Genomic DNA, 21,834 nt, shown 5'->3' with positions numbered 1-21,834 from the left:
GAAAGAGATTGCAGATTACCTCGGCATTCACTATACTACAGTCAGTAAAGTGATTAAGGAAATAACATACAAAAAATAACTCCATAAATAATATTTCAAGACCTGACCCCAAATAAATGCCGACCCCAAATAAATGCCAAATGCGATGACCCCAAATGTGACCCCTTTCCAAAGGGGGGATATCCACCCGTCACTGAAGATTACTTATTTGTGAATTGCCTTGTAAAATCTCTCAAAATGTGCATATAATTAACTGTACTGCACAAAATAATATAATTTTGTGCAATTGAAATTATAAATATGAAAAATATTGTATTAGGGCACAAGATAGAGCGGGACGAATTCCTTAAGGCTCAATATATTCATAGAGAAGGTCTCCGGAAAGCCCGTCAGAGCATAGGAAACAACCTTATAAAGGTCATTGTGGGGCCGCGTAGGGCCGGCAAGTCAGTTTTCGCAATTCAGATGCTTGAGGGGCAGGACTTTGCATATCTGAACTTTGATGATGAAAGGCTCATCGGCATATCAGATTATGATGACTTTCTGAAGGCTATCAGACAGGTCTACGGAGAAACAAAATGCATCCTTTTTGACGAGATACAAAATCTTAACAAATGGGAGCTTTTCCTAAACAGGCTGCACCGCAAAGGCTTCAATCTTATTATCACCGGCTCTAACTCACGCCTGTTAAGCGGTGAACTTGCCACCCACTTGACAGGCCGCTACATACAGTTACAGATATTCCCATTTTCTTTTATTGAATTCTTGAGAACAAGGAACTTTGTATTAGATGATACCCTTGCTATGAAAGAGCGTCAGGGGATGATCCTCAATCTCTTGGGTGAATATCTGAACAAAGGGGGATACCCTGAAGTTCTCGTCAAAAACATAGAACATACGAGCTATATCAAAACCCTGTTTGAAAGTATTCTGTTCAAAGATATCGTGAAGAGATACAACGTACGCTATGCGAAAAAACTCTATGATCTCGGACTATATTTGATTACAAACCATTCAAATGAGTTCTCATATACGAGCCTGAAAAAAGCCCTTGAGTTCAAAAGCGTGCATACTGTCGAAAATTATACCAACTATCTTAATGAGGCGTTTCTGATATTTAATGCCGGGAGATTTTATCACAAGGTCAAGGAGCAACTGAGAAGCCCCAAGAAGGTATATGCTTATGACACAGGTGTTATCACTGCTGTAAAGTTCAAGACAGCTCCTGACACGGGAAGACTGATTGAAAATCTTGCAGCAGTAGAACTTCTCCGGCGTGGTAAAGAGTTTTATTGCTATAAGACTAAAGATGGTAAAGAAGTGGATTTTGCCATCAAGGAAGGGCTGAAGGTAAGCCAGTTGATTCAGGTATGTTACGAGATCAATCACTATATGACGAAAAAAAGAGAGACAAATGCACTCCTTAAAGCCGCAAATGAGGTTAAATGCAAAAACCTGATGGTTCTTACATGGGATTACGAGGCTAAGGAAGACTTCAATAACCGGACGATTTATTATCTGCCATTATGGAAGTGGTTGATAAGCGCAACAATCTCTGGTTGAAAATCAAAGGAACGGCAAAAGAACGGGGTCAGACTTGTTTATTGCAAATTGATAGATGATAACAGATAATATGCTATCTTGATGCATGGCAAGGAAGCCGAGGATAGAATATGAAGGAGCGTTTTATCATGTCATCACCCGTAGGAATCAACGCCAGAGGGTATTCAAAGGGGATGATGATTTTCAGAAATATATCAGCCTCTAAAAATTCTTCAGGGTATAAACCAGAGTTACACAATGTATTACAACAGGAGATACAGGACTGTTGGGCATTTATTACAGCAAGGGAATTTGGGTATAAGTGTAAATAAATAGCATTCTTTCTTCAAAAAGACCCCTCGGTTATCACCAGATATTTGAAAGAAGGAGAAACCTTTAAAGCGGATATGGAAGATGTTTTAAATATGCTAAATGAAAAGACAATTTGCAATAAACAAGTCTGACCCCATTCCACCTTAGGCATATGCTCATAATTATGTCAACCACAGCATAAAAGAAATACTCTCCATGCCCATTTTCAATCTATGATAATTTCAGAATAGCCCGTCACCTTTTCATACAATGAGAGCTTAAACATCACCTTTCTGCAGAAGATACCTCTCTAATTATGAAGCATATGTTTTATATAATTATATATAATGATAAATTGTTTGCTATTCTACAGTATTGATTTCTATATATCAATAATATTTTAAGCATTTTATACAATTCGTCCGCTTGACTCCTATAACTTATCCTTATATAATGCTTGCAAATATGTAAATAGAATAAGTATAAAAGTAAATGTTGGGCTTCAAGCCTCAAAGTCAAAGGCCATCAATGAGAATACCAAAGATCGAGATTTTGGTCAGTATTGTCGCGATTGTAGGCAGTGTTTTGATTTACCAATTAAAACCGCTTACAGCCAGTCAATTCTTTGTGTTTCTCTTCAACATCCTGGGTACAATTTTACTGGCGGGTTCAATTTCCTTCCACATACCTTCTATCGGGCAAGGCTTTTTGAAGAAGTTAAGGTGGGCTTTACTCCAATTCCCAAATTACTACTCCCCTCCTTCCTTCAATCCGATAAAGTTTTATCTGGGCTTGTTGTTTCTTGTGGTAAGTTCCGTTATTAATGTTATTTCAATTTGAACTCAACAAATCACTAAATAGCTTTTTATACTCCACAGGGGAGTGAATATGAGAGACACTTGCTACTATTGTCATAAAGAGACGGCCACCGAAGATTTTAAACATCCCCTCACGTTTCAAATTAAACCTACTTGTATCCAGTGTAAGGATAAATTACTTAATGCTCCATCATATGAAACTAAAAGAAAGTTATTAGCAAAAACAGGTTGTCTTGCGGTCCTTATATTGATAATTGGCATAATATTATTGATACTAGGCAGCTATGCCATGGGTACTTGGGGAATTATAATCTCTGTTATAATTGGGTGAATTTCCTTTTGCGGACATGAGTATTACGTAAGGAAAAGAGATAAAAATTTTGGATTTGGTCCCACGAAATATACTTGGTGCAAGACGTTCAAAAGTTTCAAGAAGGTGAAAGATTGGGATTATACTTTCTCTCAATCAAAAGAACTGCTGAGCGAATCAAAAATTTCATGTAAAATATTTGATCAAACTAAAGGGGTCTGGATAAATTATTTTAACTTGTCTCCCGCCGATAGAAAATTATAGCCAGATGATTGTAAATACTGGACAAGAAAATAATATATACCTTCTAAGAACGCCCAACAAAAAAAATCCAGCGGATGGCTTACAGCCCCCACTGACTTCAGTCGTTATCCATAATATAAAGATTGAAATTCAGGCCGCTGCCCTTTTAAAATTAATTAATGCTAAAAACAATAAAAAATAAAAAAACTGTTAAAACAACAGCAACACATAAAAAGACAAAGACTTATGCAACTCCTCAATCTTCTGTTGAATTTTACATCTCGGAAGAAACAGCATCTTACGGAAATAACGGCAAAAGACCTTTCACAATTTATTATGATAATCCCAAACATTCAGTCAGGCTTCTCAAAGGAGACTGTATTGCAATATTAAATCAAGCAAGAGAGAATAGCGTTGATATGATATTTGCCGATCCCCCTTATTTTCTTTCAAATGGTGGCATTACCTGTCATGCGGGTAAAATGGTTTCTGTAAACAAGGGCAGGTGGGATAAATCAAAAGGCGTTGAGGAAAACCATAAATTCACTCTTGAATGGCTCAAGGCTTGTCAGCGTGTTTTAAAACCTAACGGGACTATCTGGGTTTCAGGGACTACACACATCATATATTCTGTCGGCTATGCCATGCAAGAGCTTGGATACAAGATTTTGAATGACATCATCTGGTATAAACGCAACGCCCCCCCTAACCTCTCTTGCCGATATTTCACGCATTCAACAGAAATTATTTTATGGGCAGCAAAGAATGAAAAAAGCAAACATTACTTTGATTATCAATTGATGAAAAAGATGAATCAAGGCAAGCAAATGAGAAATGTATGGGAAATCTCAGCACCGCCTGCAGAAGAAAAGAAGTTTGGTAAACATCCTACACAAAAACCAGTGGAACTTTTAACAAGAATATTACTTGCCTCAACAAGAGAAGGCGATTTGGTTTTAGATCCCTTTTGTGGGAGTTCTACAACAGGAGTATCAGCACTTTTACTGAATAGAAAATATGTTGGGATTGATTTGGAAGATGAATATTTAGAGCTTTCAAAAAAACGCCTTGAACAAACTATTAAAGAAAAACAGGCGACACTATGCTTGCAAGGAGAAAACAAAAATGAAGACCGGCGGCTCTGGCGGGGGCACTACAATAACAGGTTTAAACTTTGAGAAGAAAGTTGACTTTCGTGAGATTATTACAGCAATTCCCGGATATGGATTAAAAAAAGTTCCTCATAAAGCTGGATTAGGAGTATTTTTTGAAAACAAGCTTGTTGCTCGCTGCTTTAGAAAACACGATTTTTACAGGTTCTTGGACGAAGAAGGCGTTGAGTGGAAACACGTAATCTCAAAGAAATTATTGCCTGATGATGCCCTTCTCGTGATTGTGCGAGAAACATTGTTTATTATCGAGGTAAAATATCAGCAGGTTGCGGGTTCAGTTGACGAAAAGTTACAAACTTGTGATTTTAAACGTAAACAATATTTAAAATTGGTAGCGCCTCTCGGCATCAAAGTTGAGTATGTCTATGTGTTGAGCGACTGGTTTAAAAAGCCTGAATACAAGGATGTGTTGAATTATATTCATAGCGTCAATTGTCATTACAAATTCAACGAACTTCCTTTGTCTTGGTTGGGGTTACCAATAAAAAAGAGCTAACAAAAAAATCCAGCGGATGGCTTACAGCCACTGGAGGGGTTCCTAGGGTCGCACCTTGACAAAAGACAAAGTGACCTTACGTAATTCCTTTTACTCAAAGATACAGATTGGACAATATTTCACTAATTTAAGTTATTCTGCAGTAGTAAAGATATATGAGCGGTTTAAAAGAAGATTGAAAGAAGACACAAGATTAAGAAGAGAGGTAGAGAAAATAAAGAAACAATTGTCCTATGTCAAGGTATGACCCCAAACAAATCACTATCTCAAGAGCAAAATACACAAACAATATTGCAGTAGAGATGGAAGTTTCATAATTGAACCGAAAAAATAGAACTCAAACGAACTGAAATAATGGAGGCAACAGTTGGAGATTGGTTCAAGGGTAAGCCCTCCTTTGCAACTGGAGGCAAGCATCTGATAATAAAAACAAGGGATGTGAGGTTGAAAAAGAAAAATGACCAGGCAGCCCAGCTATTGATTGCTTTTAAAGGAAGAAAAATATCGTTGACGATTATAAAAGGTTATTTAATGAAGATCCACCTTTGATTGAGGGGATAAGAGTTCAGATAAACTCTCAGCGAACTCATTCCCGGTCTTCGACCACCGGGGGACTATATGAATATCGGCAAAATGAATTTTTTTCAACTTCTTTCATTTTTTAATATCAATTGCCTTACTGTAGGAAACAGAGATATATCGGTGTGGGGCAGGAATAATGCTGAAAGATATTCATCCATAAATCTCCTCGAAACTGATAGCTCTATGTAAGTCATCTTTGATGCTATTATGCCAGCCTCTTTTCTCAGTTCATCGGAAAGCAGGCATAGATAGGCGCCTGTGATACAGGCATTTCCGATAAACGAGAATCTTTCCATGGGGAGATCAGGTAACATTCCCATGATGATAGCTTTATTAATATCAAGATAATTACCAAAACCTCCTGCTATATATATCTTCTTGATTGCATCAATCTTAAGTCCGACCTCATTCAGAAGCAGGGAAACTCCTGCATACATGGCAGCCTTTGCTCTGAGGATATTTTCAATATCCACCTCTGTGAGAACAATATCTTTTCCATCTTTGGTGTATATTACAAATTCAATACCATCAGAGCCTTTTCTTATCCTGTCTTTCTTTAGATCAGCGACAAACTTCCCTTTTTGATTGATAATCCCTTTCAGGAACATCTCTGAGACAGCGTCGATCATTCCTGAACCACATATACCCAGAGGTTCTCCATGTCCGTTGACACTAACAATTGGCTCGAATGTCTCTGGGTTAATTGTTAGTGACTCTATCGCTCCGGCTGTTGCCCTCATGCCATGTCTTATACCACTTCCTTCAAAACATGGCCCTGCTGAACATGCTGCTGTCACCAGCCATTCATTATTCCCGATAGCAATTTCTCCATTAGTGCCGATATCCATAAAGAGCGATATTTCACTATTCCGATGCATTCTGGATGCAAGAACGCCTGAGACAATGTCTCCTCCAACATAACTTGCAATACATGGCAGCGTAAGTACAGGAGCCATAGGATTAATATTAAGCATGGAGAACTCACCTCTCCATCTGGGGAAGAAATTTACGGTAGGGATGTAAGGTTCCTCTCTTATGGATAAAGGATCAAGTCCCCAGAAAATGTGAGACATCGTTGTATTACCTGCTATAACTGCTGATTCGATATCAGCGGGTTCTATACGATGTTTTTCAGTTAACAAATTTATAATATCATTGATATCCGAAACAACAGTCTCTCTTAATTCTTCAAGCCCTTTTTGTTCAATGGCATATATTATACGTGTAATAACATCGTCTCCATACCTTATCTGTGAATTATATGTCGAACCCACATCTATAAGTTGTCCTGTTTCAAGATTCACAAGATATACAACCAGAGTAGTAGTTCCGATATCAATAGCAAGTCCGTACCTATTTTTATGTCCCTGTGCTGGCAATATATAAATGATATCGTTGGCAACAGTATATCCAACTATAATCTTCCAGCTTGCTGCTCTCAATATCTTTGCAAGTTGTGAGACAATGTGATGGGAAAATCTCATGCCTGTCAGCCCCTTTTGCGATAATGCCCGCTTCAGTCTTTCAAGATCACTTATGTTGTCATTAATTGTAGGATGCGGAAGTTCTAACTCAATCCACCTAACAATTGGTGAAATTTTTACGAAAAAGGACTTTAATAGTTGGAGAAGATCACCTGATTTTGAGAGTGCTATCCTGTCACCAACTACAAGTAATGATTCCTTTAGAATTTCAATTGAAAGATTCTCCTCAGGATATGTCTGACACGCAAGAACAATACCTGATTCGATATCAACCTCTCCTAATTTTCCTTTTGATGAAGCCCTATATTGTCCTTCAACAACCTTGACACGGCATTTACTGCAAACGCCCTTCCCTCCGCATGAGGCTACAAGATGGATTCCATTTCTTTTCAGTGCATTAAAAATACTCTCTCCACTTATTACTTCTATTGTTTGACCTGTTGATAATTCTATATTCATTTTCGATTTCATTATTCTATCATAACAGCTTAATGCATACCTAATAATACCTAACCAATTCCAGGATTTATAGTGGCCTGGGGAAATTGCTTCATCAGGAAAAGTGATGCTTACAAACATTCAATAAGACTATCTGGAAAATAAATAATTTTGCTATAATTTACTAAATAATACAAACCCGAGAAAATTAAGAAAGATAAAAAGATATGTTGATTGTTCAGAAATATGGTGGCACATCAGTCGGCAACATTGAAAGAATAAAAGCTGTTGCAGAACGTGTTGTTGCAAGAAAAAGGCAAAACAATAAAATAGTTGTTATTGTATCAGCAATGTCAGGAGAGACTGATAAGCTTATCAACTTCGCTTCACAGTTATCAGCTAACCCTGACGGCAGAGAAATGGATCTATTACTGTCGTCAGGTGAACGTATAAGTTCTGCCCTTACAGCAATTGCTATTACAAATCTCGGGGAAAAAGCGATGTCTTTTACTGGCAGACAAGTTGGCATAATTACAGATGAAGCACATACAAAGGCCAAGATAGAAAGAATAACTGGTAAACGAGTAAAACAGGCTCTTGAGAACGGAATAATACCAGTTATCGCAGGTTTCCAGGGAGTTACAGAGGAATCTGATGTAACTACTCTCGGACGAGGAGGCTCAGATCTTACAGCGGTTGCAGTTGCTGCAGCGCTTAAAGCAGACTTATGCGAAATTTTTACAGATGTTGATGGTGTCTACACAACAGATCCCAACATAGTCCCCGAGGCAAAAAAACTTGATAAAATCTCCTACGAGGAGATGCTTGAATTTGCGAGTCTCGGTGCAAAGGTGCTTCAGACGAGATCTGTTGAATTTGCTATGAAATATGATGTGCCAGTTGTTGTCAGGTCAAGTTTCAATGAAAATCCTGGCACACTCGTTGTCAAGGAGGATAAGGATATGGAAAATGTTGTGGTTTCAGGGATAGCCTATGATAAAAATCAGGCAAAGATCACAGCAATCGCTGTTCATGATAGGCCAGGTATTGCAGCAAAACTATTTCATACTATCGCAGATGCAAATATAATAGTTGACATGATTGTACAAAATGTCAGTAGTGATGGTAAAACAACCGATATATCTTTCACAGTGCCAAAAGCAGATTCTCAAAAGGCTTTACAGATTACTCGTGAGATTATTAATGAAATCGGGTCAAAAGGTGTTGACCTAAAAGAAGATATTTCCAAGGTTTCTATAATCGGCGTTGGGATGAGAACACATTCCGGTGTTGCAGCAAAAATGTTTGAAACCCTTGCAGCGCATAACATCAATATAATGATGATAAGCACTTCTGAAATCAAAGTTTCATGTGTTATTGATTTGAAGTATACAGAGCTTGCTGTTAGAGTTCTTCATGATGCTTTTGAATTAGGCATGGAAAAATAATTATGCCCAAGATCGAAATTTATGATACTACATTAAGAGATGGCTCGCAGACTGAGGGAATCTCTTTTTCTGTAGAAGATAAACTGCGTATTACTGAAAAACTCGATGAACTCGGCCTTCATTACATCGAAGGTGGATGGCCAGGTTCAAATCCAAAAGATCTGGAATATTTCAAAAAGGCAAAAAAAATAAACCTCGAAAATTCGAAGATTGTTGCATTTGGAAGCACGCACAGACCACATCATAAAGTCGAAGAAGATTCCAATATTCGGGCTCTACTTGATGCAAAAGCTCAGATTATTACAATCTTCGGAAAGACATGGGATTTCCATGTAACCGAGGCACTGAAAATTTCTTTAGAAGAAAATCTTGATCTTATTCATAATTCAATTGCATACCTAAAGAGGAATGTTCAGACTGTTTTTTTCGATGCCGAGCATTTCTTCGATGGCTATAAGAATAATCCACAGTTTGCCTTGAAGTGTCTTATAGCAGCACAGGAGGCAGGTGCAGATTGTATTGTGCTATGTGACACAAATGGTGGAACACTTCCTGATGACATTCAAAATATTTTTGATAAGCTTAAAAAAGATATACATAAACCTTTAGGTATCCATGCTCACAACGACTCTGAATGTGCAGTTGCAAATTCTGTCATTGCAGTTGAAAAAGGAGCTGTTCATGTGCAGGGCACAATCAATGGACTTGGTGAAAGATGCGGGAATGCCAATCTTTGTTCAGTTATTCCTAATCTTCAGATAAAGCTTGGGATAGATTGCATCAAACCCGAAAACTTAAAAAAATTGCGTGATGTATCAAGATTTATAAATGAAATTGCTAATATACGGCATTTTAAGAGACAACCTTTTGTAGGTGATAGTGCTTTTGCACACAAGGCAGGGATACATGTGAGCGCGATAAGGAAAAGACCCGAGACTTATGAACATATAAGACCATCTCTTGTCGGCAATTCCCAGAGAGTGTTAATATCAGACCTCGCAGGCAAAAGCAATATCTTAAGGAAAGCAGAGGAATTCGGCATTCATCTCGAACCTGATTCACCGCAGATACAGAATATTGTTACAACTCTGAAGGAACTTGAAAATGAAGGATTTCAATTCGAAGCTGCAGAGGCATCTTTTGAACTTTTAATGAAAAAATCACTCGGACTTCATAAAAAATTTTTTACTCTAACTGGCTTCAGGGTTATTGTTGAAAAAAGAAAAGAGGGAGAGGAACCTATTAGTGAAGCAACTATTATGCTTAAAGTTGGAGGACATACTGAGCATACTGCTGCAATCGGCAATGGCCCTGTAAATGCAATCGATAATGCACTGAGAAAAGCACTCGATAAATTCTATCCTGAACTTAAGAATGTTAAACTACATGATTACAAAGTCCGTGTGCTAACAGCGGGTAAAGGGACAACAGCAAAAGTAAGGGTTCTTATAGAATCAGGTGATGGGAATGAAAGATGGAATACTGTGGGTGTTTCGGAGAATATAATTGAGGCTTCATATCAGGCATTGGTTGATAGTATTGAATATAAACTTTTAAAAGAAAAAAATTAATGCTCTTTATAGGTTTTATTAAGTATAATCCTTCAACTCCTGTAAAAGGGCATCGAGGAGGTCTTCTTCTTTCACCTGTTTTACAATTTTCCCTTTTTTAAAAACGATCCCTCTTCCCTTGGTGCCAGCAATTCCCACATCAGCCTCTCTTGCTTCTCCAGGTCCATTCACTACACATCCCATAACGGCTACTTTTAGAGGCTTATCAATTTTTCTAAGCTTCGATTCTACTTTCAGTGCAAGACTTTTCAAATCAATTTTACAACGACCGCATGTAGGACAGGATATAATCTCCAAACCTCTCTTTCTAAGGCCAAGTGCTCCGAGTATACCGTAGGCAACACGAACTTCTTCTTCAGGTGGCGCTGTAAGAGATACCCTAATCGTATCACCAATGCCTTCAGCAAGTAACAGTCCGAGTCCTATAGAACTCTTAATTGTTCCCTGAAATAATGGCCCTGCTTCTGATATACCAATATGTAGTGGGTAATCGTGCTTTTCTGAAAAAAGACGGTAAGCCTCGACTGTCTTTAAAACATCAGATGCCTTCAGCGAGACTTTTATGGATGTAAAATCATTATCTTCGAGTATCTGAATATGTTTTGAAGCACTCTCAATTAATGCAGCAGGTGTAGGATGCCCATATTTTCGGAGTAACTCCTTTTCGAGTGAGCCAGCATTAACACCTATACGGATTGGTATATTTCTATCTTTTGCAAGGTTAACAACTTCTTTTACTTTCCACGATGCGCCGATATTACCCGGGTTTATTCTCAGTCCGTCAACTCCCTGTTTGATAGCTTCAATTGCAAGCCTCCAGTCAAAATGAATGTCTGCTATCATCGGAATTTTAATCAGTTCTTTTATTCTACCAAGTGCCTTTGCTGCATCCATATCAGGCACTGCAAGCCTGACAATTTCGCATCCCGATTTCTCCAGTGATTTTATCTGTTTTATGGTTAATTTGACATCAGCAGTATTTGTTTTTGTCATAGACTGAACAACAATTGGATTATCACCACCTACAGGCACTTTCCCTATATAGATTACACGTGTCTTTTTACGAGGTTTCATGATTTTCTAAATCTTCATCAAACTCTCTATCAATTTGTTTCTCCTGTTGTTTCTTTTCTCTATATAACTGCACAGCTGCATTATGTTCATCGGCAGTGACTGAGAAATGATGAGTCCCGTCGTTATTCGAAACAAAATACAGATATGGAACATCTGCAGGATAAAGGGCTGCAATAATAGACTTTATTCCCGGAGAAGCAATAGGACCAGGAGGCAGTCCTTTTATATAATAAGTATTATAAGATGTTTTTCGCTTCAAATCTCTTGCTGTTATCTTTTCTTTTGAGCTTTTAATACCATAAATGGCTGTAGGATCTGCTTGTAAACGCATCCCTTTCTTCATCCTATTATGGTAAACAGCGGAGATTAAAGGTCTTTCAACATCTATAACAGCTTCTTTCTCGATAATAGAAGCAAGAGTCAGAACTTCCCTCTCTGAAAGATTTATCTCTTCTGCTCTGTTTAAAAATTCATCAACGAATTTATCACGCAACCTGTTAATCATCATTCCTATCGCATCTTCAGGTGCCATACCCTTTGGTATTTTATATGTCTCAGGGAAAAGATACCCTTCAAATGATGGAGCATCTATTTCGTGCCAGTTAAGAAAATCTTCATCCTTTGATAATTGCCAGAAATCCTTTTCATTGACAATCCCCTTTTTTGATAATTTTTCAGCTATTTCAATAAGAGAGTCACCCTCGACTATTGTTATTTCATATTCAATAATCTGTCCTTTTCTTAAAACTGACAGGAGATCAAGAAGGTTCATCGAGCTATAAATTGAATAATATCCTGCACGGATTTTTCTGTCCAGTCCTGTTACTCTTCCAATGAAAAGAAAAAGATTTTTATCTCTTAGTATATTTTCTTTTTCGAACAAATCTGCTACATACCTGAATGTTGCGCCTTTAGGTATTTCGATCTCTATGTTCTTTTTGCCAAGAGGCAGGGGGGTTATTAATTCTATAATTATATATATCCCCAGAAGGATTATGACACATATTGTGATTAATATAATATTTCTTTTCATTGTATTAGCATGACAAAATCACTTCTGCAGAGTCAAATATAGGTATGATTGACCTGAAAAAAAACAACAAGATTCTTCACACCCTTTGGAGGTTCAGAATGACAAGCTATATAAGGCATTAACCCGAATAATGCAGACATTGCGTAAAAAAATTTTTTCGCAACATCTGTATTATTAAATTGCATTTTTCGGGTTAACATAATAAATGAGTTTTAATTACTCAAAAAAGAGGGGCAATTCTGCTACGAAATTACCCCTCTTCTGAATTTCTGCTCTTTTAGCTCTAAGATACAGCGCTCTTATTAATACATCTCTCCACCCATGCCAGGTGGCATCTTAGGTGCTTTTTCTTCCTCTGGAATTTCTGTAACCATTACTGAAGTCGTTAACATTAAAGCGGCAACTGATGCTGCATTCTGTAACGCAGTCCTTGTTACTTTTGTGGGATCAATTATACCTGTCTTCATCATGTCCACATATTCTTCCTGATTAGCATCAAAGCCGAAGTTTACATCCTTGGCGTGCTTTACTTTTTCGACAACTATTGAGCCTTCTATACCTGCATTGTTTGCAATTTGTCTAATCGGTTCTTCAAGCGCTCTTTTAATTATGTCAACACCGATCTGCTGATCGCCATCTATCTTCAGCGATTTGAGCGAGGGCAAACATCTAAGGAAAGCCACTCCACCTCCAGGAACTATTCCTTCTTCTACTGCAGCCCTGGTAGCATTCAATGCATCCTCAACTCGTGCCTTCTTCTCCTTCATTTCTGTCTCTGTTGCAGCACCAACATTGATTACTGCAACACCACCAACAAGCTTTGCAAGTCTCTCTTGCAATTTTTCCCTATCATAATCTGATGTGGTCTCGTCAATCTGTGTTTTAATCTGCTTAACCCTGCCCTGTATTTTTGAAGGGTCCCCAGCTCCTTCAACAATTGTAGTATTTTCCTTGTCTATAGTTATCTTTTTTGCACGACCAAGATCTGATATTTTGACATTTTCAAGCTTTATTCCGAGGTCTTCTGATATCATAGTACCACCGGTAAGAACTGCTATATCCTCAAGCATCGCTTTTCTTCTTTCACCAAAACCCGGAGCTTTAACAGCACTTACCTGTATAGTTCCCCGTAACTTGTTCACAACAAGAGTTGCAAGAGCTTCACCCTCAACTTCCTCTGCTATAATCAGGAGGGGCTTGCCCATCTTTGCAATTTGTTCAAGTATTGGCAAAAGGTCCTTCATGCTCGAAATCTTCTTCTCATGAATTAGAATAAAGGCATCTTCTAAAATACATTCCATCCGTTCTGGATCAGTTATAAAATAGGGCGATATATAGCCTCTATCAAATTGCATTCCTTCAACAACGTCAAGAGTTGTCTGCATACTTTTTGCTTCTTCAACAGTGATAACACCGTCTTTCCCGACCTTATCCATCGCTTCTGCTATTAATTCACCAACAGATGTATCATTGTTTGCAGAAATCGTTCCAACCTGTGCAATCTCTTTTTTATCCTGGACGGGTTTACTAAGTTTCTTAAGCTCCTCAATAACTATTTCAACCGCTTTCTCTATCCCTCTTTTCAGATCCATTGGATTCGCACCAGCGGCAACATTTTTAATTCCCTCTCTGTAGATAGCGTGTGCAAGAACAGTAGCTGTGGTTGTTCCATCACCAGCAATATCAGATGTTTTTGAGGCAACCTCCCTGACCAATTGGGCTCCCATGTTTTCCCATGGGTCTTTTAGTTCAATTTCCTTTGCAACGGTGACACCATCTTTTGTAATGGTAGGGGCACCGAATTTTTTGTCAAGTATTGCATTCCTTCCCTTAGGTCCAAGAGTTGCCTTCACAGCATCTGTAAGTAAGGTAACTCCTTTTAATATCGAATTTCTTGCTGCATCATCAAAAAGTAGCTGTTTAGCTGCCATTTCTAATCCTCCTTCTATTTAATTTTAGCTTTCAACAATCCCTAAAATGTCTTCTTCCCTTATAATAAGGTATTCTTCATCATCAATTTTTATTTTTGAACCTGAATACTTATCAAATAAGATTGTATCCCCAACTTTCACATCCATAGGTTGACGCTTTCCGTCATCAGTGATTCTACCAGCCCCGACCGCAATTACTGTTCCCTTTTGAGGCTTTTCTTTTGCTGTGTCAGGAATAAAAAGACCACCTGCTGTTTTTTCTTCCTCTGAAGAAAATTTAACAAATACCCTATCTCTTAATGGTTTAAACTTCATAACGCATTTCTCCTTTCATAATATTTATTTAATGATTTTATTAGCACTCACACTTAGTGAGTGCTAATATACTCTGAAATTAAATAATAAGGCAAGGGTTTATTTTTCCTGAAAAGAAGAATTAAGAGAAAATATCTTTTATTTTAACCAAATATCTTTATTTTTCTAATTTTTTAGTTATAATTTTTTTTGCTTTCAATAAACTCTCTTATCACCTCATGAAAAAAATCACCTTTTTTCCGAACTTCTTCTGGTATTCTACTTTCATATAGCTTCATTCCATCCTTAATTTCATTTGAAAATTCGGAATAAAAAGTCCCATTTTTGATAGAGTTATCGAACCTGGGAGTATTGTATAAATAGATATCTGATATTATAGTCCGTGCAAGTCTTTTTGCTCTTTCAACTTTATCGTCTATGTCAGGTTTGACATCCTCGACAAGTTGTCTTCTTGCTGGTTCAGGTTTTTTCTCAACTTTTTCAGATATTACTTTTTCTTCAGGTTTTTCAATATGTTTCTCTTTCTCAGCAGGTTTTTTCTCTCTTAATGCATTAATTTTATCAAGAAGGGCCTCAGACAATTTATGCTCATCAATAAAATCATCTGCTTCGTAAAGAGAAGTGGGTTCTCTTTTATATCTAACTTTATCATAGATAGAGCTGACAAGTATGAACTTAATATTTTTAGTTTCAGCCCTTGATTTCAATCTATTACAAACTTCAAAACCATAAATCTTGGGAAGAGCAGCTTCAATTATAACAGCAAATGGCAACTCTTTAAGTGTCTTAACCATTGTATCAATTCCATCAGATGAAGTGATTACCTGATATCCCTTATTGGATAGAATTGATTGTATTTCATTGATAATATCAGGATTTGAATGTGCTATTATTATTTTCTTATTATCAGGAGCTTTTTCAGTTATTGGAGCAGGTTTTTTTATGAAAAGAGGGGTGCTACATTTTGGGCATTTAAATCTTGAGCCTTCTGCTTTAATCTTACTTTCGTCAATTTTCAATCTTGTCTTGCATCTCGGACATGTTACAACCACTGTCTAACCCTCCTTGGTAACCATAATTTTACAGTTAAAAGACCCATAAGGAAACCCCCGATATGTGCAAACCATGCAACACCACCAGCCTCATTCAGTCCTGTACTTATCAATCCATTAATAAATTGTATAATAGCCCAAAATCCAATAACTATCAAGGCCGGAATTCTTACTGTAGTTATAAAAAATCCTAAAAATATTAAGGTATGTATATTTGCCCTCGGGAAAAGAAGTAAATATGCACCTAAAATGCCTGATACCGCACCACTTGCACCAATCATAGGAATTGTTGAATTTGCATTTGATATCGCATGTGCATATGCCGAAAATATACCACAAACTATATAAAATATTACAAAACGTATATGGCCTAGCTTGTCCTCGATATTATTGCCAAATATCCATAAATAGAGCATATTACCTCCGAGATGAAATAAACCTCCATGCATGAACATTGAGGTGAATATTGTAGCTGCAGGATGAATTGGTTGAGTTGATTCGAACGTAAGTATAGAATGTGGAATTGCTCCATAAGCATATGCTACTTCTTTAAATCCAGAAGGATAAGCCATCTGCAAAAAAAAGGCTAAAATATTCAATACAATAATAATTATAGTTATAACAGGAATTCTATAAGTCGGGTTATCATCTTTATACGGTATCAAAAATTCTTCCTAATTTATAAAATATAACAAAATTATAAGAAAATATATTTTTTCTGTCAAAACAATGTAATTATTCTTGCATTCTATTAATTGGATATGCTATACATTATACGTCTTTTTTTCATAGGAATATTTTAGAGACAGGGGGTTATATGGATAAAGGAAAGAAAATTATTATTTTATTGCTTTTTATATCCTTCACTGTTTTTCCATTATATATAGTCTCTGCAAAAGGGAAGCTCTCAGATGAAGCTCAGATGTGTCTTGGATGCCATTCGGATAATAGCCTGACAAAACAGCTTGCCAATAAAGAAATCCTCTCTCTATATATCAATGGTAACGAATTTGCAAATTCTGCACACAGCACACTCGGATGTGCAGGGTGTCATATGGATATATCTATGGAAAATCATCCTCAGGAAAAAAAGATAAATAGCAAGAAAGAATATTCAGCAAGAGCTTCAGAGGTCTGTATTTTATGCCATGGAGAAATTCCAAAAGAAAAGTTACCAATGCATAATTACCTGACAACGAAGGTAAAGAACATCTTCTGTTCTGAATGCCATGGCGCACATTACATTTTAAAAATGGCAGATTGGAAAAAGAAAATAAGTGATACGCAATATTGTTTAACCTGTCATAAATTTGATTTTAGTATGACATTGAGCAGTGCTGAATTATTAAGCCTTTTTATCAATAGAGACACTTTCAAGAATTCTGTTCATGGCAATTTCGACTGCACTGCCTGTCATATGGATTTTTCAAAAAATAAGCATCCTTTTAGAACATTCAAAAGCAGGAAAGAATATATTACAGCAGCTGCAAAGGCATGCACCATATGTCATACAGATGATCAATTAAGAAAAAATGCTGCACACTATGCTCTAATTGCAAAAGACAACTGTATTTCATGCCATGGTTCACATACCATAAAGAGCATGAAGGCTGCAAAAGCAACAGCACCCGAGAATGCATATTGTCTTTCATGCCACAAGAACAAAATAAGCATGAGGATGAAAAATGGAGAAACGCTTATTCTATATGTGGATGAAGCATCCGTAAAAGGTTCAGTTCATTCAGGTCTTAAATGTGGAGATTGTCATACAGGTTTTTCGAAGACTCAGCATCCAAGTAAAACATATGAGAATCTTGCAGAATATTCTCTGTTATCTTCAGAACTCTGCAATAAATGCCATGAAGATGCTTATAAGAAATATGAAACAAGTATCCACTATTCAATGCTCAAAAGTGGTAATCAAAAAGCACCCTCTTGTGTAGGATGTCACGGAAGCCATGCAATCGGGAAAGCAAGCATTGATAAAACATTGGGGCTCACACTTTGTAATAAATGCCATAGTGATATGTATGACTCTTATAAGAACAGCATTCATGAAGAGCTAAGGATGCAGGGAAAATCTGGCACCCCGACATGCTCAGGCTGCCATAATGCACATGATGTTGAATCAACAAAAATGACCACTAAAATAAAGGATGGATGTCTCAAGTGTCACAAGGATATAGAAAAAATTCATAGTAAGTGGCTATCCAATCCACCTATTACTCTTTCATCATTTGCAGGAGCACATTTTGATGTTGTATCCTGTGCCGCCTGCCATTCTAAAGATGCTCAGAGGTTGATCTATCTCAGTCTTTTTGATAGAAAATCCGGGAAACCTCTGCCAGAGGAAGAACTCGCTAAACTGCTTGAGACAGACTCTGAAGGTTTGATGGCAAAACTCGATACGAATAAAGACGGAAGCATTGACAGTAATGAACTATGGAATATATTTACACAACTATACAAAAAAGGGACGCTGTCAATCTTCCATGGCAAGATGGATGTGAGCAAAGCTACAGAAGCTCACCAAATATCCGCAAAAAAAGAGGCCGTAAGAGAATGCGAAAAGTGTCATCACCCTGAAGCCGAATTCTTTGGTAATGTTATGATTGCCATTAATAGATCCGATGGGAAAACCACCCTTTTGCAGACGAAAAAAGAAGTCCTCAATTCAATATATACTATATTACCTGTCAGTAAATTCTATGCACTGGGTAGCACGAATATAAAGCTATTTGACATCCTGTTTATCATTGCGCTCATAGGCGGAATAGCAGTTCCTATAGGACATATTACTTTTAGAATCATAACTTCACCCCTACGCTCATTAAGAAGAATGGGAAAAGGAGGTAAAAAATAATGAAAAAAATATATTTACATCCATTACCAATAAGAATCTGGCATTGGATTAATGCACTGGGTTTCATTATTCTGATTATCACAGGAGCCCAGATTAGATTTGGCAATGTTCTTAATCTGTTCTCGTTCGAAACAGCGGTAAAAATCCATAGCTGGCTTGGCTTTATTCTTCTGGCAAATTACTTCATCTGGCTTATCTATTACCTCCTTACATTAAAAATTAAAATCTATATACCACCTCTTCACCGTCCAATAGAGTTTGCTAAAAAGGCCATAAGGCAGGCAAAGTTTTACGGCTTCGGCATAATGGTTGGCGATCAGAATCCACATCATTCAACACCTGACAATAAATTCAATCCCATGCAGCAGGTTTCATATTTAATGATAATGGCCCTGTTAATTCCTGTTCAGATCATCACAGGTCTTTTCCTCTGGGATCCAAAATTCTTTTCTCCTGCTGTAAACCTGATAGGAGGAATTCAGATCGCTGACATGATCCATGTCCTTCTGTTTATATTCTTCAGTGCATTCATAATAGTTCATTTCTATCTCGCTACCCTTGGACATACTCCAATGGCACATATCATCGCAATGTTTACAGGATATGAAGAAGAACACGAGGAACATGGGCACGGACATGCTGAAGAACATGCTCATGCTGAAGAACATGGTCACAGCAGCTAAATAAAATATTTAATTTTACTCAGCTTTCTTTGTATATCGACAGATAGATGTCCTCTTTACTATGCCTGAGTTGAACAATCCTTGAAAGTTCGGTGATCGCAAAAGAGAGAATCTCTTCGGGTTTCACATAAAACATTTCAACATTTCGGCGAGGTACATAATAACTAAGAAAATTTATATGTATGGCTTCGTTGCAAAGATTGAATAGTTTTATTAAAATATTTTTCATTGTAGTTTCGATTCCTGCAATTCTGAGGTTAAATACGCCACAAGCGAAAATGATATCGAACTTCCTGTAAAATTCCTCTTCTTCTATATCCATAGCAATAAACTCAGCATCAGGAAACTTCTTTTTTGCTAACGTTATAAGATTTTTATTAATATCTATGCCACAATAATTTACAGCAATACTTTTTTCTTTTAAAAATCCAAAAAAATCTCCCTTTCCACAACCAAAATCAAGTATATGCTTTCCTGAAAGATCTCCTGCTATAGAAAAAATTTTATCATATCTCTTTTTCTGCCCTTCAGGAGTCCACCTGACTGCTTGAGGTAAATCACCAAAATCTTTAAGATGCCTGTTGTAGAAATTTAAAAGTTCCTTTTTACCAAGCGGATCCAACGTATCTTAAAAAAGAATCTTATTTAGAAGATTCATATTTAGCTAATTCTTTTAGTAGTTCAATATGTTTATGGTCTTCACCGAAAAGGCTTTTCAATAGTTCTGCAACTTCTGGAACTGTCTTTATCATGGCATGACGACCATGATATTCCATGATATCGTTTTCAATTTCTATTGATAACTTTATGGCTTCTCGTAATGAAAGAGGTTTATGTGAACCAATAATGTTGTCAATTCCGGAGATTAACTTATCAACACGGCTTATATCCATATCTATATCTTTTGAAAGATTTTTATTCTGTCTTGCTAACCTTCGCTGGTATTTAATCAAATCTGCATGTGATTGCTCATCAAGACTCATTCGGAAAAATAAAGCTGCAACCTCTTTTTCATCAGCAAAAAGTTTATTGAAATTTTTATACAATTCGGAGATTTTTAATTCTACCTTTCAATGGCGTCGAAAATCTTAAATATATCCATTTGTTTCTCAGAAGTTCAATGTAATATTACAATTTTGCGATTATTATAGTATATGTTTATAGCTGATTCAATTTTAATCTTAAGTTGTAATAAAGCCAGAAAAGATGGGATTTTAGAAAATAATAAACCTCAGTAGGTATGTTATCACTTCTCAAACTCCGGATGATTGAGGGTATATCAATCTCCAGAGGGCAATTTCTCCTGCAATGTCCGCATGTAAGGCAGAGTTCGAGTTTCTTTTCAACCTCCTCATCAGAGAGAAAACTTAATGCTATTCCTTTTCCTCCGAGGTTTTTTCCACATGCAAAATAATTTCCGACGGTGTTATACATTGGACAATGGAGAAGACAATTTCCGCAGTCAATACATGTCAGGATTTCCTTATACCCTTTCTGAATAATTTCTGTTCTTTTGTTATCAACAAGGATAAGCACTATCTCGCCGGGGGCATGAATTCCTTTGATAAATTTTTTCTCAATATCCGCTGTTTTGCTTACACCGCTGATTATCTCAATAAAAGAGGGTATCCATGAGCCTGTTGCGTTGAAGCATATAACTTTAAGCATGTTAATGGCATCTTCAATGTTCGGATATATTTTATCGATCGCGGTAACTATGATATGCTTTCTCTTTCTCAAGACTTCAAAAATATTACCTTCATTATGGGCAATAACTACAGAGCCCTCTTCTGCTGTCAAAGCATTAGCTCCGGTTATTCCCACATGAGCCTTTTCGATATAACTGCATATTTCATCTCTAAGGAATCCGACGATATCTTGAGGATCTTCACTTGAAGTTATACCATAATGTTCTGCAAGTCCTGCTGCTATTGTTTTTGTTGATATATGCGCTACCGGACCTGTGGGGTGTGAAGGCTTGCATTGCAAAATCTGGGCTATTCTGTCCCCTATATCCGTCTCTATGACCTTAACTCCCTTTGATTCCAGCTCTTTCCCGAGATCAAGTTCTCTTGTTACATTTGATTTCGATTTCACCACCAGTTTTTCATCTCCAATCTCCCGGACAATAATTCTTATAGCGTCATCTCGTCCCTTTGCATGAAATACTTTTATGCCATTTTCCTCCATCCGTCTTACTGCATTATTTAACAGTTCATTATTGCCCACAGATAATGCCCGAACTGCTCTTAACTTTTTCACCTTTTCTCCAAAGTCGGGCAGGATATTCTTTTTTTGTCTTTCCTTCACTGATTTGAAGACTTTTCTCAAAGTCAGTATTTCATCAAAGTTCATAGAATATTTTTACTCTTTATAAAAATAAATAGCAATCGGATACCTGTAATAGAATTTTCCTCCGCAGACAAGATGTCCGATAATTATAAAACCATGATACAATGCATCAATA

At 37.0% G+C, this 21,834-nt stretch carries 20 protein-coding genes; 10 read left to right on the top strand and 10 right to left on the bottom strand.

Annotated elements, in window-relative coordinates:
- The first annotated feature begins 285 nt into the window (after positions 1 to 285).
- The 6 genes from HXY53_04825 to HXY53_04800 all read left to right on the top strand — a co-directional run bounded on the left by HXY53_04825 (position 286) and on the right by HXY53_04800 (position 5,558).
- Positions 286 to 1,563: an ATP-binding protein gene (locus tag HXY53_04825; GenBank protein NWF75884.1), complete on the top strand. Its 1,278-nt coding sequence runs from the start codon at positions 286 to 288 to the stop codon at positions 1,561 to 1,563.
- A gap of 110 nt (positions 1,564 to 1,673) precedes the next feature.
- Positions 1,674 to 1,874, top strand: coding sequence for a hypothetical protein (locus HXY53_04820; protein NWF75883.1), 201 nt, complete (start codon positions 1,674 to 1,676; stop codon positions 1,872 to 1,874).
- A gap of 1,530 nt (positions 1,875 to 3,404) precedes the next feature.
- Positions 3,405 to 4,403: a site-specific DNA-methyltransferase gene (locus HXY53_04815; protein ID NWF75882.1), complete on the top strand. Its 999-nt coding sequence runs from the start codon at positions 3,405 to 3,407 to the stop codon at positions 4,401 to 4,403.
- Positions 4,351 to 4,893, top strand: a complete 543-nt coding sequence (locus HXY53_04810) for a hypothetical protein (protein ID NWF75881.1) — start codon at positions 4,351 to 4,353, stop codon at positions 4,891 to 4,893. The genes HXY53_04815 and HXY53_04810 overlap by 53 nt, the downstream gene beginning before the upstream one ends.
- Positions 4,894 to 5,247: 354 nt before the next feature.
- On the top strand, positions 5,248 to 5,442 hold the full coding sequence (locus HXY53_04805; protein NWF75880.1) for a hypothetical protein: 195 nt from the start codon (positions 5,248 to 5,250) through the stop codon (positions 5,440 to 5,442).
- Positions 5,397 to 5,558 carry a hypothetical protein gene (locus HXY53_04800; protein NWF75879.1) on the top strand — a complete coding sequence of 54 codons (162 nt, stop codon included), beginning with the start codon at positions 5,397 to 5,399 and terminating at the stop codon, positions 5,556 to 5,558. The genes HXY53_04805 and HXY53_04800 overlap by 46 nt, the downstream gene beginning before the upstream one ends.
- Here the strand turns inward: HXY53_04800 and HXY53_04795 are convergent.
- Entirely contained in the window at positions 5,538 to 7,418 is a 1,881-nt protein-coding gene (locus HXY53_04795) for a DUF4445 domain-containing protein (protein ID NWF75878.1), read from the bottom strand. The two genes, HXY53_04800 and HXY53_04795, sit on opposite strands and share 21 nt — an antisense overlap.
- A 206-nt stretch (positions 7,419 to 7,624) precedes the next feature.
- On the opposite strand from HXY53_04795, the gene HXY53_04790 reads away from it, so the two are divergent.
- Together HXY53_04790 and cimA are read left to right on the top strand one after the other, a co-directional pair.
- Positions 7,625 to 8,845, top strand: a complete 1,221-nt coding sequence (locus tag HXY53_04790) for an aspartate kinase (GenBank protein ID NWF75877.1) — start codon at positions 7,625 to 7,627, stop codon at positions 8,843 to 8,845.
- 2 nt (positions 8,846 to 8,847) lie between these two features.
- Positions 8,848 to 10,416, top strand: coding sequence for a citramalate synthase (cimA, locus tag HXY53_04785; protein ID NWF75876.1), 1,569 nt, complete (start codon positions 8,848 to 8,850; stop codon positions 10,414 to 10,416).
- An 18-nt stretch (positions 10,417 to 10,434) separates the two neighbouring features.
- Here the strand turns inward: cimA and ispG are convergent, their stop codons facing one another.
- The 6 genes from ispG to HXY53_04755 form a co-directional block, all read right to left on the bottom strand.
- Entirely contained in the window at positions 10,435 to 11,490 is a 1,056-nt protein-coding gene (gene ispG, locus HXY53_04780) for a flavodoxin-dependent (E)-4-hydroxy-3-methylbut-2-enyl-diphosphate synthase (protein ID NWF75875.1), read from the bottom strand.
- The gene (gene mltG, locus HXY53_04775; protein NWF75874.1) at positions 11,477 to 12,523 is read right to left on the bottom strand and encodes an endolytic transglycosylase MltG; all 1,047 of its coding nucleotides are present in this window, start codon (positions 12,521 to 12,523) and stop codon (positions 11,477 to 11,479) included. The genes ispG and mltG overlap by 14 nt, the downstream gene beginning before the upstream one ends.
- A gap of 302 nt (positions 12,524 to 12,825) precedes the next feature.
- Positions 12,826 to 14,454, bottom strand: coding sequence for a chaperonin GroEL (gene groL / locus HXY53_04770; protein NWF75873.1), 1,629 nt, complete (start codon positions 14,452 to 14,454; stop codon positions 12,826 to 12,828).
- A 24-nt stretch (positions 14,455 to 14,478) separates the two neighbouring features.
- A complete protein-coding gene (groES, locus tag HXY53_04765) occupies positions 14,479 to 14,769 on the bottom strand; it encodes a co-chaperone GroES (GenBank protein NWF75872.1) in 291 nt (96 codons plus the stop codon).
- A gap of 173 nt (positions 14,770 to 14,942) precedes the next feature.
- Positions 14,943 to 15,821, bottom strand: coding sequence for a zinc-ribbon domain-containing protein (locus tag HXY53_04760; GenBank protein NWF75871.1), 879 nt, complete (start codon positions 15,819 to 15,821; stop codon positions 14,943 to 14,945).
- A complete protein-coding gene (locus HXY53_04755) occupies positions 15,812 to 16,486 on the bottom strand; it encodes a rhomboid family intramembrane serine protease (protein NWF75870.1) in 675 nt (224 codons plus the stop codon). Before HXY53_04755 ends, HXY53_04760 begins: the two co-directional genes overlap by 10 nt.
- Positions 16,487 to 16,638: 152 nt before the next feature.
- Here HXY53_04755 and HXY53_04750 point away from each other — a divergent pair, with 152 nt between their 5' ends.
- On the top strand, positions 16,639 to 18,684 hold the full coding sequence (locus HXY53_04750) for a cytochrome c3 family protein (protein ID NWF75869.1): 2,046 nt from the start codon (positions 16,639 to 16,641) through the stop codon (positions 18,682 to 18,684).
- Positions 18,684 to 19,367, top strand: coding sequence for a cytochrome b/b6 domain-containing protein (locus HXY53_04745; GenBank protein NWF75868.1), 684 nt, complete (start codon positions 18,684 to 18,686; stop codon positions 19,365 to 19,367). Before HXY53_04750 ends, HXY53_04745 begins: the two co-directional genes overlap by 1 nt.
- A gap of 19 nt (positions 19,368 to 19,386) precedes the next feature.
- Here HXY53_04745 and HXY53_04740 read toward each other — a convergent pair whose 3' ends face one another.
- The 3 genes from HXY53_04740 to HXY53_04730 all read right to left on the bottom strand — a co-directional run bounded on the left by HXY53_04740 (position 19,387) and on the right by HXY53_04730 (position 21,722).
- Positions 19,387 to 19,989: a class I SAM-dependent methyltransferase gene (locus HXY53_04740; protein NWF75867.1), complete on the bottom strand. Its 603-nt coding sequence runs from the start codon at positions 19,987 to 19,989 to the stop codon at positions 19,387 to 19,389.
- Between the two features lie 19 nt (positions 19,990 to 20,008).
- Positions 20,009 to 20,413, bottom strand: a complete 405-nt coding sequence (locus HXY53_04735; protein NWF75866.1) for a hypothetical protein — start codon at positions 20,411 to 20,413, stop codon at positions 20,009 to 20,011.
- 112 nt (positions 20,414 to 20,525) lie between these two features.
- Positions 20,526 to 21,722, bottom strand: coding sequence for a lactate utilization protein (locus tag HXY53_04730; protein NWF75865.1), 1,197 nt, complete (start codon positions 21,720 to 21,722; stop codon positions 20,526 to 20,528).
- Positions 21,723 to 21,834: the final 112 nt, after the last annotated feature.

Source organism: Nitrospirota bacterium (genome assembly GCA_013388455.1).
Classification (GTDB): Bacteria; Nitrospirota; Thermodesulfovibrionia; order Thermodesulfovibrionales; family SM23-35; genus JACAFF01.
This window is presented reverse-complemented; position numbering and strand designations above follow the sequence as displayed.

Bases quoted from the DNA above. Each gene is read 5' to 3' on its own strand.
- HXY53_04750 (NWF75869.1), top strand. From the start codon at position 16,639: ATGGATAAAGGAAAGAAAATTATTATTTTATTGCTTTTTATATCCTTC.
- HXY53_04790 (NWF75877.1), top strand. From the start codon at position 7,625: ATGTTGATTGTTCAGAAATATGGTGGCACATCAGTCGGCAACATTGAA.
- HXY53_04805 (NWF75880.1), top strand. From the start codon at position 5,248: ATGGAGGCAACAGTTGGAGATTGGTTCAAGGGTAAGCCCTCCTTTGCA.
- ispG (NWF75875.1), bottom strand. From the start codon at position 11,490: ATGAAACCTCGTAAAAAGACACGTGTAATCTATATAGGGAAAGTGCCT.
- HXY53_04745 (NWF75868.1), top strand. From the start codon at position 18,684: ATGAAAAAAATATATTTACATCCATTACCAATAAGAATCTGGCATTGG.
- HXY53_04820 (NWF75883.1), top strand. From the start codon at position 1,674: ATGAAGGAGCGTTTTATCATGTCATCACCCGTAGGAATCAACGCCAGA.
- groES (NWF75872.1), bottom strand. From the start codon at position 14,769: ATGAAGTTTAAACCATTAAGAGATAGGGTATTTGTTAAATTTTCTTCA.
- mltG (NWF75874.1), bottom strand. From the start codon at position 12,523: ATGAAAAGAAATATTATATTAATCACAATATGTGTCATAATCCTTCTG.
- HXY53_04815 (NWF75882.1), top strand. From the start codon at position 3,405: ATGCTAAAAACAATAAAAAATAAAAAAACTGTTAAAACAACAGCAACA.
- cimA (NWF75876.1), top strand. From the start codon at position 8,848: ATGCCCAAGATCGAAATTTATGATACTACATTAAGAGATGGCTCGCAG.
- HXY53_04810 (NWF75881.1), top strand. From the start codon at position 4,351: ATGAAGACCGGCGGCTCTGGCGGGGGCACTACAATAACAGGTTTAAAC.
- HXY53_04795 (NWF75878.1), bottom strand. From the start codon at position 7,418: ATGAATATAGAATTATCAACAGGTCAAACAATAGAAGTAATAAGTGGA.
- groL (NWF75873.1), bottom strand. From the start codon at position 14,454: ATGGCAGCTAAACAGCTACTTTTTGATGATGCAGCAAGAAATTCGATA.
- HXY53_04730 (NWF75865.1), bottom strand. From the start codon at position 21,722: ATGAACTTTGATGAAATACTGACTTTGAGAAAAGTCTTCAAATCAGTG.